The following is a 16,249-nucleotide window of genomic DNA, read 5'->3' as shown; positions in this document are numbered from 1 at the left end:
CACATTTTAAAACGATAAACAAAAAAAAATGTTATAATTTTGTAAGTCAATAATTTATGGAGGTGAGCGAGAACTGTTTTCATTGCGGACAAGGTATAGAAAAGGAAAGAATTCTTTTTGATGAAAGGATCTTCTGTTGCAACGGTTGTAAATCTGTCTACGAAATTCTGAATACCAATAATTTAAGTAATTTTTACGAATTAAATAAGACGGCAGGAATTCGTCCAAGTGATGAGAATTCTTCGCAGTTTGATTATTTAGATACTCCGGAAATCTTTGATAAGGTTACTGATTTCTCAGAAGGAAACACCAGCTTGATCACGTTCAAAGTCCCTGTAATACATTGTTCTTCTTGCATTTGGCTATTAGAAAGTCTTCATACATTAAATGAAAATATTAAGTATTCTCAGGTTAATTTCACAAGAAAGACCTTACAGGTTTCATTCAATCATAACGACTTAAAATTAAGCGAACTAGCAAAATTTTTAACCAATTTAGGATACAAACCGGTTATCAGTCTTGAAACCGCTGATAAAAACGAAGATCATCTCGACAAATCTTTACTGATAAAATTTGCCATTGCAGCCTTCGCTTTTGGTAACGGAATGTTCCTTGCCTTCCCTGAATATATCGGAGGTGAAGATTATTGGATGGAGCATTACAAAGGTTTATTCAGAACCTTGATATTCCTTCTGGCGACTCCTGTTGTATTTTACTCGGCTTCGGATTATTATAAATCTGCTTGGTATGGATTAAAAAACAAGATCGTCAACATTGATGTTCCGATCGTTTTAGGAATTTTTGTTCTATACGGAAGAAGTATTTATGAAGTGGTAACAGATTATGGCCCAGGATATTTCGATACCCTTTGTGGACTTTTATTCTTTATGCTTCTCGGGAAAATTTTCCAAAAAAGAACGTACAGTGCTCTTTCATATGATAGGGACTATAAATCTTTCTACCCGATTGCCGTAACGAAAGTTGATTTTGAAGGAAAGCAGGATAATATTTTATTGTCTGAAATAAAAGTTGGTGATAGAATTTTAGTTAGAAACCAAGAAATCATCCCTGTTGACGGAATTCTGATCAACGGAGAAGGAAATATCGACAACAGTTTTATTACAGGAGAAAGTGAAAGTATCAGCAAACAACCCGGAGATAAAATTTTCGCGGGAGGAAAACAGATTGGATCTTCTTTAGAACTGGAAGTTATCAAAAATGTTGATCAAAGTTACTTAACTCAACTTTGGAATAAAGAAGCTTTTAAAAAGCACGAAACAGGACTTGATACGCTGACAAATAACGTTAGTAAATATTTCACATTCATCATTTTAGGTATCGCATTAGTTGCAGGAACTTATTGGTATTTTATTGATTTAAATACTATGTTCCAGGTTGTTTCTGCTATTTTAATTATTGCTTGTCCGTGTGCGCTTGCATTGTCTGCTCCGTTTACTTTCGGTCACATTATGAGGATTTTAGGTAGAAATAAATTCTATGTAAAAGACACGTTAACGATTGAAAAAATTGCGAAGATCAATACCATTGTTTTTGATAAAACCGGAACAATTACCCACAGAAAAAAATCAAACATCAAATATGATGGTCCTGAAATTCAGGAATTTGATTTATTGAATATCAAAACTTTATTAAAAAATTCAAACCATCCGCTTTCAAAATCTTTATACGAATTCATTGAATCTAAGGATGAATATTTCCCTGTTGAAAGTTTTCAGGAAATCTCAGGAAAAGGCTACGAAGCCAATGTAAGAGGGAATATCTATAAGATTGGTTCTGCACGTTATAATAATCAGGAATCAAAAAATCTTGAAACGGCTGTTTATATCAGTAAAAATGATGAGTTTTTAGGAAAATTCATCTTTAAAAATGAGTATCGTGCCAAACTTAAAGACTTATTTAAAAAATTAACAAACTACAAAATTTATATTCTGAGTGGAGACAACTCTTCAGAAGAAAATCAATTAAAAGAATTAATTCCAAATTGTCAGGCCATGGCTTTCAATCAAAGCCCGGAAGACAAACTTAATTATATCAAAAATCTTCAAGACAAAAACTTAAAAGTTGCCATGCTTGGAGATGGTCTAAATGACGCCGGAGCCCTTAAACAAAGCAATGTAGGAATCGCAATTGCCGATGACACCAATAGCTTTACTCCGTCTTCAGATGTCATTATGAACGGTGACAAAGTGGTAACTCTAGACAACTACTTAAACGTTTGTAAAGGCTCGATCACTATTGTAAAAATGACATTCATAATTAGTTTTCTATACAATATTGTTGGATTAAGCTATGCCGTTACAGGCCACATGCATCCGCTTTTTGCAGCACTGATAATGCCTGCAAGCTCCATCACTGTAGTTACATTCACAACTGTTTCAACATGGATACTTGGAAGAAAGTATTTCAAAAAACACGCTTAAAAGCCCTTATTTAGACTGATTTTAAATTAGCAAGTGTGGCTATTTCGTGATTAATATCATTATTTTTCACTAAATTTGAGCCCTGAAAATAGGTTAATTTTGTTGTCAAATGGATATTCTATATTTAATGATCCTCTGCAGTGTTTCTTTGGCTGCAATTTTCTTGGTCGTTTTTATAGTCAATGCAAGGAAAGGACAGTTCGAAGATGATGAATCTCCGGCAGTACGAATCCTCTTTGACTCAGGCGAAATCAAGGAAAAAGAAGATGATGGCAATAAACCCAACAAGAAAGAAATAGGAGAAAATAATAAAATTGAAGAAAAAAGTGAATAGTTGATATGGAGACACAAAAGTTTAGTTATGACAACAGTATTGTTCGGGCATTCCTTTACGCGACCATAGTTTTTGGGCTTATTGGGTTCTTGTTTGGGCTTACGGCAGCGTTAATGCTTTTCTACCCGGAACTTCCTGAATTTTTATTCGGAACAGATGATACTACGATTCAGAGTTTGAAGAGTGGGAACATCCAAGGCTTAATAAACACACATGGGGCGTTTGGTTTTGGTAGAATCAGGATGTTGCACACCAACACCGTAATCTTTGCATTCGTATGTAATATCGTTTATACCGGTATTTATTACTCATTACAAAGACTATTAAAAACAAGAATGTACAGCGATACATTGTCTTGGTTACATTTCTGGACTTGGCAATTTATGATTGTTGCTACGTTCGTTACTTTCTTTATGGGGATCAATACCTCTAAAGAGTACGCAGAACATGAATGGCCAATTGACATATTAATTGCATTCTCATGGATCATTTTCGGAGCAAACATGTTCTTAACAATTGCGAAGAGAAGAGTAAGACACCTTTATGTAGCCATCTGGTTCTATATCGGTACTTGGATCGCAGTGGCAATGCTTCACATTTTTAACAACTTAGAAGTTCCATTATCTTTCACCGGTTGGAAATCTTATTCAGCATATGCTGGGGTAAAAGATGCTATCGTACAATGGTGGTATGGTCACAATGCAGTAGCATTCGTATTGACAACTCCGGTTTTAGGTTTGATGTATTACTTCTTACCAAAAGCTGCTGACAGACCGGTTTTCTCATACAAACTGTCTATTATTCACTTCTGGTCATTAATTTTCGTATATATCTGGGCTGGTCCTCACCACCTTCAGTATACAGCACTTCCGGCTTGGGCTCAGGCAGTGGGAACAGGTTTCTCAATTATGCTTATTGCACCATCTTGGGGAGGAATGCTGAACGGGCTTCTTACATTAAGAGGAGCTTGGGATAAGGTAAGAGAAAATCCTATCTTGAAATTCTTCGTAGTTGCAGTTACTTGTTATGGTATGGCAACATTTGAAGGACCGCTTTTAGCAACAAAAAATATCAACAAAATTGGTCACTTTACTGACTGGGTTATCGGTCACGTACACTTAGGAGCTCTTGGATGGAATGGTTTCATGGCATTCGGGGTTATCTATTATTTAGTACCAATCTTGTGGAGAACAAAAATATACTCAGTAAAATTAGCTAACTGGCACTTCTGGTTAGGTACCTTAGGAATCATTTTCTATGCTGTACCAATGTATATCTCAGGATTTACTCAAGGGTTAATGTGGAAACAATTTAATCCGGACGGAACTTTGATGTATAAAAACTGGTTGGATACAGTTACAGCGATCATTCCTTACTTCAAAATGAGATTCGTAGGAGGATTATTCTACATCTCTGGAGCCATCTTAATGATCGTTAACGTTGTAGCTACTGTAAGAAAAGGATCATTCCAAAAAGAAGTTCCTGCAGAAGCTCCTGCTTTGGCAAACATCGGAAAAAACAGAAAAGAAGGAGAAGGTACTCACCTTTGGTTGGAAAGAACTCCTGTATTATTAGGAATCTTATCTTTCTTAACAATATCTATTGGTAGTTCTGTGGAAATCATCCCTACACTATCTCTTAAGAAAAGTGTACCAACGATTTCAGCAGTAAAACCATATTCACCACTTGAATTAGAAGGTAGAGATCTTTATATCCGTGAAGGATGTAATGCTTGTCACTCTCAGATGGTAAGACCATTCAGAGATGAGATCACGAGATTCAACGGTAAAAACGGACAGTATTCAAAAGCTGGAGAGTTCGTATATGACAGACCATTCTTATGGGGATCAAAAAGAACAGGACCAGATTTACATAGAGAAGGAGGTAAAAACCCAAGTTCTTGGCACTACAAACACATGTATAACCCAAGATCTACATCTGCAGGTTCTATCATGCCTCGTTACCCTTGGTTAATTGCAACAAACTTAGACAGATCTAAAATGGTTGATAAAATGTTACTAATGAAAAATACTTTCGATGTACCATATACAAAACCTCAGATAGATTCTGCTAATGCATGGGCAGACAACCAGGCTTCGAAAATTGTAAAAGATATCTTCTCTGAAGCAGCCGACTTGAAAGACGCTTATGCTAAGAGACCTAAAGGAGAATTAGAGAAAAAAGAGATTGTAGCTCTTATCTCTTACCTACAAAGATTAGGAACTGATATCAAAACAACGGAAATAAAAACAGCAAGTAATAACTAAACATTAAAAGCTTCAAAAATGATTCCTCAGAACTTTAAAGATATATTATCCAATACCGAAAATGCAGGCTTGTATCAAACATTGGCACTGATATTCTTTATGATGTTCTTCGTAGCCTTAATCATATATGTTTTTAGCAGACCTAAAAAATATTATAAGGAAGAAGAAGAAGCTCCACTGGGGGATGATGGAGACGATTTTAATTTAAAAAATTAAACTATTTATTATGAAACAAAGGACACCGGTTGTTGTAAACATTTTAATAATAATTGGACTTCTAATAGTTTTTTATTATTTGTTTGTACAGAGCTACACGTTTTTAGCTTCACCATATTTCTGGGGTACTGTTGTGATAGGCGCTATTTTGGCTTATATCCACAGTTCGATCGGAGATTTAATTGAAAATAATAAATTCAAAAAATTATCTGCAGAAGAAAAAGCAGCATATTTAGCAGAAAAGAAAGTTCCTTTCTTAAAGAGAATGTATGAAAGTGCATTCAAAAAACAATCTGCTACAGAAGAAAAAGATATCCTTATTGACCACGGTTTCGACGGAATCATGGAATTGGATAACCAATTACCAAAATGGTGGGTAGGTTTATTCTATTTTGGGACTGCTTTTTGTATTGTTTATATATGCGCATTCTCTTTCACAGATTTCGCTCACCCATTAAGTGAGTATGAAAAAGAATATAAAGAGCAGATTGCAAGTATTGCAGAATACGAAAAAAATCAGCCTCCTGTAACTATTGAAACAGCAAAATATTCTGCTGATAATATTGCAGACGGTAAAGAGCTTTTCAAAACCAACTGTGCATCATGTCACAAGGAAGATGGTAGTGGTGGTATCGGTCCAAACTTGACGGATAACTACTGGATCAACCAGCCAGAGAAAACTTTATTTAAAAACGTTTTCCATATGGACTGGAATGGTTCTCCTACAAACCCTGCGATGAGAGCATTCGGTAAAAACGGTGAAGTTTCCGGAGCCGAGATTGAGAAGATTGCAGCGTATGTATATCACATCAATCAAGAGCAACCGCCAGTGACACCAGCTCAGGGTGGAGCTGCTCCTCAGGGAACAGAAGCTCATTGGGAAAAAGAATAATTAAAATTAAATTTTAAAACATATGAAAAAACATAATTTGTTATTAAATTAAAAAATAGTAACGAATTATGTTTTTCTTTTTTTAAACACATTACAAAATGTCAGACATAGAAGAATTAGAAGTACGAGGCGGACAGGGACAGGTTCTGGACCCTGAGACTTACAGAGATTCTATAGGGACAATGGAGCGATCCGGAAAAAGAAAATGGGTATTTCCGAGAAAGCCTAGAGGTAAATTTACCAACTATAGAGATATTGTAAGCTATACCCTATTGGTTATTTATTTTGCAGTGCCATTCATCAAGATCAATGGCAACCCATTCTTTTTATTCAACGTTATTGATAGAGAGTTTTACATCATTGGACAGCCTTTCTATCCACAAGACTTTTTCATTCTTACATTAGGTGCCATCGCATCTTTAATATTTATTATCATTTTTACGATTGCGTTCGGAAGAATTTTCTGCGGGTGGATTTGCCCTCAGACAATTTTTATGGAATCGATTTTCCGTAAAATTGAATATCTTATTGAAGGTGACCGAAACAGCCAAATGAGATTGGACAGACAAGAGTGGAATACCGAAAAGATCTGGAAAAGAAGCTTAAAATGGACGGTTTACATGATCATTTCCTTGGTCATCACTCACTTTATGCTGATGTATATTGTTGGTTATCAGGAGATATTTAAAATTATTTCAGAAGGCCCATTTGCACATCCTACCAATTTTATTGTAATGGTTCTTTTTACTTCAGCATTTTACTTTGTATTTGCGTGGTTCAGAGAGCAGGTTTGTACATTGGTTTGTCCATACGGAAGATTGCAGGGAGTTTTAATTGATAAAGATACGATCAACGTTTTCTATGATTTTAATCGTGGTGAAAACAGATCAAAATGGAGAAAAGGTGAAGACAGAAAAGCTGCCGGAAAAGGAGATTGTATCGACTGTCATCAATGTGTAGTAGTTTGTCCTACAGGAATCGACATCAGAGACGGGCAACAGCTGGAATGTATCAATTGTACTGCATGTATTGACGCATGTGATGAAGTAATGGAGAAAGTTGGTCTTCCAAAAGGATTGATCAGATATGCTTCTGAAAACGAAATTGAACAGGGAACTGAATTTAAGTTCACAGGAAGAATGAAAGGTTTTGCGGTCGTTCTGGCTTTATTGGTTGGATTCTTAGGATTCTTACTTTATAATCGTGGAGAAATGGAAGCCAAGTTCATCAAACCTGCAGGAAGTACATTCTTTGTAAGAGACGGAAAAATTACCAATACCTACAATTATACTTTCTTAAACAAAACAAACGACAAGAAAATTGTAACGATAAAAGTAATCGAGCCAAAACATGGTGAAATCATCTACAGCGCATCAAGCAAAATTACTGTAGACAGAGATAAAATGTCAAAAGGAACCATCAATATCAGCTTCCCTGAGGATGATATGAAACTTTCAAAACAAAACATCTCGATCGGAGTATATGATATGAAAGGAAAATTGATCGATTCTTATCAAACCTATTTTGAAGGACCATTTAAATTACAGTTTTAAATTTTAGCAATGAAATTATCCTGATTTTGAAGCATAAAACCAAAATGGAACATAATTTCAGATGACCTTTAGAAAATAATAAAATTTACATAATGAAAAACTTTAGTTGGGGACACGGTGTTGTAATTGCATTATTTGCATTCATAGTTTTTATTTTATCGATGTTATTTCTTTTCCCGAACGGGCAGAAGAATTCTGAAATGGTAACCGATAATTATTATGAAGAAGAATTAAAATACCAGGATGTAATTGATGCCAAGAAGAAAGCAGACGACTTACAGGAAAAACCTACATATAAACAAGATACAAACGGAATTAAAGTAATCTTTCCTAAAGGATATGATAATTCTAACACAACGGTAAAATTTGTATTAAACAGAACCGATGACCAGAATTTAGATATTAAAAAATCTGAACAGCTGGATGCAAATCAATCCATTTTAATTCCGGGAAAAGTATTAAAACCAGGAAATTATACGCTGAGATTGATGTGGACGAAAGATAAAACAGACTACAGAATGGATTATGATGTGATATGGAAATAGCACTTATTTTATCGGCTATCGGCTTGGGTTTCGCTTCCGGATTTCACTGTATCGGAATGTGCGGACCTATTGCCTTATCGATGGGATTGACAAAAAAACAGGCTACCAATTATTATCTTCAAAATCTAACGTACCAATTCGGAAGAATTTCCACCTATGCTCTTCTAGGAGCAGTTTTAGGAATTATTGGACAAGGTTTTGAAATGGCAGGTTTTCAGAAATATTTAACAATAGCTGTCGGAATCTTATTGATTATAATGGCTGTATTTTCTTTTGGAGGAAAAGATTTTGCTTCGAAAATTCCTTTCTTTTCTAAATTTTTATTTAAAGTTAAATCGAATTTAGGAAGATTGCTGCAAAAAGCAGATTACCGTTCAAGATTTACAACAGGGATCCTTAACGGGTTCTTACCTTGCGGAATGGTTTACATGGCTTTAACGGCAAGTTTAGCAAGCGGAGGAATATGGCAGGGAGCTACATATATGGCTTTATTTGGATTGGGAACACTTCCATTCATGTTTGCGGTAGTTCTTGTTGGAAACTTGATGAATCAGGCTTTTAGAGTAAAAGTTTTAAAAGTAATTCCTGTAGTTATGATCGTTTTAGGAGGATTATTTATCGTAAGAGGTCTGGAACTCGGAATTCCTTACATTTCTCCAAGAGCTGAAGCCATGACTATTTCTAAAGATAATCAAGGCGATTGCCATCTACCGGGCGATCACAGCACTCATCAGCACAGTACAGTCAATTGTCATTAACCATAACTAAAACCATGAAAAAAAATCTACTTTTACTTTTAATCAGCCTTTTTGTGCTGCAATCCTGCGTGATTAATTCTGAAATTGTTTATCATAAAGACGCAGCATCAACCATGCTGACCGATATTGATATGAAGGAATTCATGAAAGAAATGAAAGCCATGACTCCCGATTCCCTACAAAACAAAAAAGAGTTTGGAGATATGGATAAACTTCCTACAACTTGGACCAGCATTTATGAATTGGAAAAAAAGGAGGGAAAAACTACAAAAGATCCGGATTCTTTAAGAATCATGAAGAAAATTTTCATGAAATCTTCCAAAGAAAATAATGATCCTGTTGGTTTTTCATTAAAATTAGATCATTTCACTCAAACTGATTATAAAGCTTTAAATAACTTTACAAAACAGGAAACACTTCCTTTAGAACAAAATATCTATAATCTTTGGGACGGTAAAACGTTAACAATTGATACGAATAATTTTAATCTAAAAAGCATTAAGGAAGCATTATCAAAACAATCTCCTGACGGACAATCTGAAGCCGGAGACGACGGAAAAACCGAAGGAATGATGATGATGTTTTTCAAAAAAATTGAAACTACATTAAAATTTGAAGGTAAAATAAAATCCATCACCGGAAAACACGATTGGCTGAAACAAGTTGACGACCATTCTGTAAAAATAGAATATGATCTAAAATCGATGTTTGATAAAGGCGAAAAACTTCAAAACGCAGACAAAAAAATAATCATTATTACCGAATAAAACAAAACCACCGAAAATTTCGGTGGTTTTTTATTTTAGTTTAAACTTTTTTTCAGCTTAATTAATTACATCAAATCTCGCATATTCAGCAACCTTTTTAGGAAGCTTAATACCTTCTTCAGTTTGATTATTCTCAAGCAAAGCAGCCATAATTCTTGGTAAAGCCATTGCAGAACCATTTAAAGTATGAACTAATTGAGATTTACCATCCGTTTTGTAACGGCATTTCAAACGATTCGCCTGGAACGTTTCAAAATTAGAAACTGAACTTACTTCTAACCACATTTCCTGAGCAGCACTCCAAACTTCAAAATCGTATGTCATTGCAGACGCAAAGCCTGTATCTCCACCACAAAGTCTCAAAACTCTGTAAGGAAGTTCAAGATCCGTTAAGATTTCTTTGATATGCTCAACCATTTCTTCCAAAACAGCGTAAGAATTTTCAGGTTTTTCAAGTCTTACAATTTCTACTTTTTCGAATTGGTGAAGACGGTTCAGACCTCTTACGTGAGCTCCATAACTTCCCGCTTCTCTTCTGTAACATTGAGAAAACGCAGTATTTTTAATCGGAAGATCTTTTTCCTCCAACAAAACATCACGGTATAAATTCGTAACCGGAACTTCCGCTGTTGGAATTAAATATAAATCATCTGCCTGAATATAATACATCTGCCCTTCCTTATCCGGCAACTGACCTGTTCCGTATCCTGAAGCTTCATTTACAACGTGAGGAGGATTTACTTCCATATATCCCTTCTCAACATTTTTATCTAAGAAATATTGAACCAAAGCTCTCTGCAATCTTGCCCCTTTTCCTAAATAAACAGGGAAACCGGCACCGGCAATTTTAACTCCTAATTCAAAATCAATCAAATTATATTTTTTAGCTAATTCCCAGTGAGGAATTGCTCCTTCACCAAGACCTTCAACATCATGAGACTGATAAACAATTTCGTTATCATCTGCAGACGCTCCGCTTTTTACCAATTCATATGGAATGTTCGGAATCTGGTATAAAATATCTAATAAAGCTTTTTCTTTAACTTCTAACTGAGATTTCAATTCTGAGCTCGACTCTTTGTATTGTGCTGTTTTAGATTTTGCAGATTCTGCTTCTTCTTTTTTACCTTCTTTCATCAGCAATCCAATCTCTTTGGAGATCTTGTTGATTTCTGAAAGTTGAGAATCTAATTCAAATTGGATTTTTTTTCTTTCGTCGTCAGTAGCAATAGCATCATCTACCAACTCAAGATTTTTGAATTGCCTTTTTTTCAGACCTTCTAAAACGCGTTCTTTATTGTCGCGCAAAAAATTGACTTGTAACATTGTATTTAGATGTTAGTTATTAGAATGTTAGACATAAATTATCTAACAGTTGTGCAAATTTAAAAATTATTTTATGATCGTAACTACGTTTGGAACATTTGGTTGTTTTGTAAACTTCAGTTCGTTATTGTAATATACTTTCGAGACCTCGAATACGGTTGGAGTATATTTATACTCAATTTCCAGGGTATCATTGATTGTATCAGTGACTACTTTGTTTACAGACAGTCGTAAAGCCAATGCAATTTTCGAATGATATGTTCTGTTTTCCGGACTTACGGAATCTAGAGTTATTCTTTTAGCGCCAGCAATATACTCGATATAATTAACAGTATCCGTAGTTTTCTGCATCGAAAATGTAACCGGAGCATTATCTGTCGTTCCAAAAACATCGTTCATGGAAACTGATACAAAAGTACTGTCCAGTTTACTATTAAGTAGATCCTTTCCTGCTGAATTTTTAATATAAAGATTAAATATCTGATCTATTTTTTGAATATCATCTTCACCACCTCTACAGCTTAGAAGTGCAAAAAATACGATCAATATTCCGAAAATAACATTTTTCATTCCAACAAAGATAATAAAGATTTGTAATTAAGAAAGTTTTCGCAGGTATAATAAGAAAAATACCATGTAAGAAAATCCTGAAATAAGTAACGTAGAAGTCATCGCAATTCCCATCCCAACAACTCCGTACGTCGGAATTAAAAAAGAGGATACTCCGTATAAAATAAGAAGTGAAGCTACGCTAATCCACGTATTGATCTCGATTTTTCCTACTGCGGGTAGTAAATTTCCGTAAAGGTTTCTGGTCAACATCCCAACATTAAAACCGATCAATAAAATCATTAATAAAGTTCCATTTTCAACATAAGTCTTCCCGAAAAAAAACTGTAGAATATATTCATCAAAAAAGAAAAAGAAAATAAATATTCCTGCACAGATCGGTAAAAATATTTTATGAAAATTGACAACATATGAGCTGAGAAATTTCTTATTCCTATAATTCTTTGAAAGTATCGGAAAATCGCTCTGTAAAAAGCTTACCGCTAAAAATGTAATATTGGAAGGTATTAAAATCGCCACTCTGTAATTGGCAACGGCAGTTTCATTCATTAAAAATCCGAGCAATAGAATGTCTAAAGAAAACAACGTCTCTGAAATAAGTGAGGTTGCAGCGGTAAATGCACCGTAACGCCACATTTCTTTATAATTTTTCGGGATAAATTTTCGGGATAAATAAATATCTTTTTTAAGCCAGAATAAGGCTAAATAAGGTGTAATCGCAATTGCAATAAGATATCCGTAGAATTTAAAGAAATAAGTGCAGATAAATAGTAAGATTAATCCTCCAATATTTACTACATTATTAATTCTAGCAAAGGTTTGATTTTTTCCTGTAATTCTATAAAAAGCCTGAATATGATTGACAAAATAATATCCTCCAAGTCTTATTGCGCAAAAAATAAAAATGATGAAAATATCTTCATATTTATTGAAATAAAATATTGAAGCTCCTAAAAACAGGATAATTAATATAATTTCAAATAAAATTCCTTTGAAAAAAAAATAGGATGATATTTTAAGTTTTTCATTTTCATCAGAAGAAATAGAACCGAATCTCATTAAACTCTGACCGCTTCCAAAACCTGTAAACGGTAAAAAAATAGTTAAAACCGAAAGAACGATACTTAATACTCCGAATTCATTTTCGGGAAGCAGTCTGATAATCAATAAAGAACCGATAAATCCACAGATCTTGGCTATGAGGAAAGATAAGAAAACATAATGCCCGCTATTATTAAAAAAACTTCTTAAAAAATCTTTCAGACTTTTCACGACAGCTTGTTTTTAGCAATAACTTCATTATAAATTTCAGTAAATTGATTCGCTATAGACTCTCTTGAGTAACCGTTTACAGAGAATTGTCTGATCTCAGTTTCATTTTTAAAAAAATATTCCTTCTTGCAGATTTTTTCTAAAACGCTGTAAAGTTGATCTGTATTGTTTTTTTCAATTCCGATTCCTAAACCATCAATGATAAATTCGGCAGCACCTCCAACTTTTGTTGAGATCACAGGTTTTCCGCAAGCGTAAGACTCCAAAATTACACAGCCTTGAGTTTCGTTTTCGCTAAATAAGATGAAATAATCTGAGTTCTGCATTTTTTCGGCAACTTCACCATAAGTAATTGCGTCAAAAACTTTTATATAATTTTCAGCATTCAAATCTTTAACCAAATTGATCAAAGATTCAGTTTCACCATCGCCACCGATTTCCAAACTCACCTGAAATCCGTTTTGATGTAACAAATGAATAGTATTAATGATATCTTTTGGTCTTTTACGTGGAATTAAGCTTGATACGTGAAGAAATTTAATTTCAGATTGTTCGGCTTTATGCGTAAGAGTAAAAAGTTCGGTATCAACAACATTTGAAATCACTTTCATTGGAGTTGTAATTCCTAATTGTTTTAAACTGTCTTTTAAATTATAACTTACGGGCAAAATATAACCCGCATTTTTAGCGATATACTTTGCAATTCGTTTAATATTATTAGAAGTTTTGTCAAGGTTTTGCTCCTGTAAAGCCGTCCAATGCTCTGTAACCACAAATGGAATTTTATATTTTTTCTTCAAATACACAGCAAACAGCATATTGTTATGAAGAACGCTGGCATGAACCAAATCTGGCTTTTGCATCTTGGCAAATCCCATTTTGTAGGCTTTCATTCGCCTGAAGAAATTCAGAGCCGGATTGTTGGAGTTTTTGTAATAAATAATCAATGTTCTGATGCCATTTATTATTTTATCATCAAAAATAAACTCTTCTTTTTGGTTGAAATCTCCGATTGTATGTAATATTTCCACATCATGTAACAATGCAGCAGCTTCCGCATGACGCTGCACAAAATTACCGTTAGTAGGCTCCAGTTTGTTTGGGAACCATGAGGAAATAAAAAGTATTTTCAAGAGAAATTATTTTATAGAAGCAGCCCAGCTTTTATCAATTGGCAAAAGAAAATGACCTAGGAAATCAAGATATGTGTTTTTTGAAAAATCAAAAACCTCGATGTCTCTTGATAATTCTCCGTTTCTCAATTTTGTTTTAAAATCGATCAATTTTAAGGTTTTAATTTCGCCATTTTCTACGAAACTCGCCTTCATTCTGTCGAATAAACCTAATTGATATTCTTCATCGATCTCTCTCATGATCTTACCTAGTGCATCGATACTACATCCGGAAGCCATTTCTTTCTCCTCATCCACACAAACCACGATAAACTGATTTTTCTCGATCTTAAAAGATGATGAAAGCGGTTTTCCGTGTGCAGCCCAAGTTGCCAGAAAATCATACAATTTTTCAGTAACTGTCTTTGCTTCTTTCGTTGTGAAAGCTCTTGATGCCGGATATATAATAACTCTATAGTCGTTAGCTTCTACGATACTTGATTCTTCAATCTTCATTTTAGATGATTTTTAAAGTATAAAATTACGATTTTTTCTTCAAATACTAAGAATTGTGACTTATTGCGATCTATCTGGATTATTGAATAAACTCGAAAACAGCATTATAAGAATTTTCATTTTGGCTGAGTACTTTTGTTTTGGTGTAGCCTTTTTCGGTGAGTAATTGGATTAATTCTTTCTCGCTGCGGTTGGAGGCTTTGAGGGCGATATTGTTTATTTCTATTATGATTTTTGGTTGGATGTCGGTTAATACCTTTTCCATTCCTTTTAAAGCTGAATATTCGGCACCTTCGATGTCTATTTTAATTAGATCAATATGCGAAATTCCCTTTTCTTTTATATAATCATCCAAGCTAATACTCTCAACTTTTTCTTTTGAAGTATATTCCTGAAGGTAAGAAGATGCCATACCAACATTATCATAGGTTTCGTTGTAAAGAATCTCAATAAAACCTTTTTGATCAGAAATTGCGAGATGCTCTAGTGTAATATTTTTAAAATCATTTATTTTAATATGATTTTTAAACTGCTCATAATTCGGTAGAAAAGCTTCAAATGAATAAATTTTGCCTTTTTCTTTAACAATTTTAGATGCATTAAGTGAAAACAAGCCAATATTTCCTCCAATGTCAATAAAAGTATCGCCTTCCTTTAAAGTTTTATATAAATAATCAATTTCATCTTTTTCATACTCTCCCAAGAAGTAAATCTGTTGTTGAATCCAATCATCAAGATTGATATTGAGTTTGATAGAGTTTCTATAAACGATTGTCTTTTTTACATTTCGAAAAAGATGATAAGGCTTAAAAATATATTTATGAAATGCAAAATATTTCTGCCTGAAAAAATTAAAGCTTAAAATAAATCTAAAAAATGAAGCCAGAATACTTCTCATATTGGTTTTCTATGTTCTTGCAAGATACAATTTTGAATTAAAAACAAAAAACTCAAGGATTTCTTTTGTTGATTCGCATTTTCTTAAATCTTCAACTGTATTTTAATTATGATATGTAAAGAACCGCTACTATATCGTAACGGTTCTTTTTTATCACTCAAAGTCACAGACTTTGCGCAGCGGGGGGCAGCGGGGATTTATTTTTATAGAAGAGCTGGTCAGCTTCTTTTTATAAAATCCTACAAATTATATATTGTAAAAATCATCTGGAATAACATCATTTAAGTTCAAGTGATCAAAATTCTCATTCTGAAAAAAATGTTCAATTATCATAAGTTTATCCAAATCTTTCCACAGGATCATTCTTCCTAGAACTCTTGAATAGTATTTAGCAATATTTAATCTTAACTTTTCAATATCTAAGTGATACGTTTCATTATCAGAATTAAGCAAACTATCAAAATCATACAAAAGTTTACAACAATAAAGAATATCATTCTTCCTAAAATATAAAGTTTTAAAAAAGACTGTTCTTAATCTATTAGTCCATAGCTTTTCTTCAGAAGAAAAACTAAAGTTTTTATAATCTGTTTCTGGTAATTGAAAATTGTATATAAGATATTGGGCTACGGACGAAGGTGCGGGAATATTTTTAAAATAATCTTGAAACTCTTTCCAAGTAGTCCATTTGCTTCTGTCTAATGACAGATCTATTAATCTTAAATAAGCGTATAAAAATAATAACTGATTATATTTTATTTTAATATTTTTCATTTTTTTTA

At 33.7% G+C, this 16,249-nt stretch carries 16 protein-coding genes; 9 read left to right on the top strand and 7 right to left on the bottom strand.

The genetic code is table 11. The features are described 5' to 3' along the window. The first annotated feature begins 62 nt into the window (after nucleotides 1-62). The 9 genes from A0O34_RS10545 (at nucleotide 63) to A0O34_RS10505 (ending at nucleotide 9,773) form a co-directional block, all read left to right on the top strand. Nucleotides 63-2,441: a heavy metal translocating P-type ATPase gene (locus A0O34_RS10545; RefSeq protein WP_066759619.1), complete on the top strand. Its 2,379-nt coding sequence runs from the start codon at nucleotides 63-65 to the stop codon at nucleotides 2,439-2,441. 109 nt (nucleotides 2,442-2,550) lie between these two features. Beyond that, a complete protein-coding gene (ccoS, locus tag A0O34_RS10540; RefSeq protein ID WP_066754428.1) occupies nucleotides 2,551-2,775 on the top strand; it encodes a cbb3-type cytochrome oxidase assembly protein CcoS in 225 nt (74 codons plus the stop codon). A gap of 5 nt (nucleotides 2,776-2,780) precedes the next feature. Next, nucleotides 2,781-5,042, top strand: coding sequence for a cytochrome-c oxidase, cbb3-type subunit I (ccoN, locus tag A0O34_RS10535; RefSeq protein WP_066754427.1), 2,262 nt, complete (start codon nucleotides 2,781-2,783; stop codon nucleotides 5,040-5,042). Nucleotides 5,043-5,060: 18 nt separating this feature from the next. Next, a complete protein-coding gene (locus A0O34_RS10530) occupies nucleotides 5,061-5,258 on the top strand; it encodes a cbb3-type cytochrome c oxidase subunit 3 (RefSeq protein WP_066754426.1) in 198 nt (65 codons plus the stop codon). Nucleotides 5,259-5,268: 10 nt separating this feature from the next. Further along, nucleotides 5,269-6,150: a cbb3-type cytochrome c oxidase N-terminal domain-containing protein gene (locus A0O34_RS10525; protein WP_066754421.1), complete on the top strand. Its 882-nt coding sequence runs from the start codon at nucleotides 5,269-5,271 to the stop codon at nucleotides 6,148-6,150. A gap of 98 nt (nucleotides 6,151-6,248) precedes the next feature. Next, on the top strand, nucleotides 6,249-7,703 hold the full coding sequence (gene ccoG, locus A0O34_RS10520; RefSeq protein ID WP_066754419.1) for a cytochrome c oxidase accessory protein CcoG: 1,455 nt from the start codon (nucleotides 6,249-6,251) through the stop codon (nucleotides 7,701-7,703). Between the two features lie 92 nt (nucleotides 7,704-7,795). Next, a complete protein-coding gene (locus A0O34_RS10515; protein WP_066754418.1) occupies nucleotides 7,796-8,248 on the top strand; it encodes a FixH family protein in 453 nt (150 codons plus the stop codon). Then, a complete protein-coding gene (locus tag A0O34_RS10510) occupies nucleotides 8,239-9,006 on the top strand; it encodes a sulfite exporter TauE/SafE family protein (RefSeq protein WP_066754416.1) in 768 nt (255 codons plus the stop codon). Before A0O34_RS10515 ends, A0O34_RS10510 begins: the two co-directional genes overlap by 10 nt. 14 nt (nucleotides 9,007-9,020) lie before the next feature. Then, on the top strand, nucleotides 9,021-9,773 hold the full coding sequence (locus A0O34_RS10505; RefSeq protein ID WP_066754414.1) for a hypothetical protein: 753 nt from the start codon (nucleotides 9,021-9,023) through the stop codon (nucleotides 9,771-9,773). Nucleotides 9,774-9,830: 57 nt separating this feature from the next. On the opposite strand, the gene serS is transcribed toward A0O34_RS10505, so the two are convergent. The 7 genes from serS to A0O34_RS10470 form a co-directional block, all read right to left on the bottom strand. Further along, entirely contained in the window at nucleotides 9,831-11,099 is a 1,269-nt protein-coding gene (serS, locus tag A0O34_RS10500) for a serine--tRNA ligase (protein WP_066754411.1), read from the bottom strand. A 66-nt stretch (nucleotides 11,100-11,165) separates the two neighbouring features. After that, a complete protein-coding gene (locus tag A0O34_RS10495; RefSeq protein ID WP_066754409.1) occupies nucleotides 11,166-11,669 on the bottom strand; it encodes a hypothetical protein in 504 nt (167 codons plus the stop codon). A gap of 27 nt (nucleotides 11,670-11,696) precedes the next feature. After that, a complete protein-coding gene (locus A0O34_RS10490) occupies nucleotides 11,697-12,941 on the bottom strand; it encodes an oligosaccharide flippase family protein (RefSeq protein WP_066754408.1) in 1,245 nt (414 codons plus the stop codon). Further along, nucleotides 12,938-14,074, bottom strand: a complete 1,137-nt coding sequence (locus A0O34_RS10485; RefSeq protein WP_066754406.1) for a glycosyltransferase — start codon at nucleotides 14,072-14,074, stop codon at nucleotides 12,938-12,940. The genes A0O34_RS10490 and A0O34_RS10485 overlap by 4 nt, the downstream gene beginning before the upstream one ends. 6 nt (nucleotides 14,075-14,080) lie before the next feature. Beyond that, nucleotides 14,081-14,569, bottom strand: a complete 489-nt coding sequence (locus A0O34_RS10480; RefSeq protein ID WP_066754405.1) for a hypothetical protein — start codon at nucleotides 14,567-14,569, stop codon at nucleotides 14,081-14,083. A 79-nt stretch (nucleotides 14,570-14,648) separates the two neighbouring features. Beyond that, nucleotides 14,649-15,467 (bottom strand): FkbM family methyltransferase, encoded by an 819-nt coding sequence (locus tag A0O34_RS10475; protein ID WP_066754403.1) that lies wholly within the window; start codon nucleotides 15,465-15,467, stop codon nucleotides 14,649-14,651. Nucleotides 15,468-15,713: 246 nt separating this feature from the next. Next, nucleotides 15,714-16,241: a hypothetical protein gene (locus A0O34_RS10470; protein WP_066754401.1), complete on the bottom strand. Its 528-nt coding sequence runs from the start codon at nucleotides 16,239-16,241 to the stop codon at nucleotides 15,714-15,716. Between the last annotated feature and the right edge of the window lie 8 nt (nucleotides 16,242-16,249).

Origin of the sequence: Chryseobacterium glaciei (assembly GCF_001648155.1) — a bacterium.
Taxonomy (GTDB): domain Bacteria; phylum Bacteroidota; class Bacteroidia; order Flavobacteriales; family Weeksellaceae; genus Chryseobacterium; species Chryseobacterium glaciei.
Note: the sequence above shows the minus strand (reverse complement) of the source record. Positions and strands in the feature narration are given on the sequence as shown.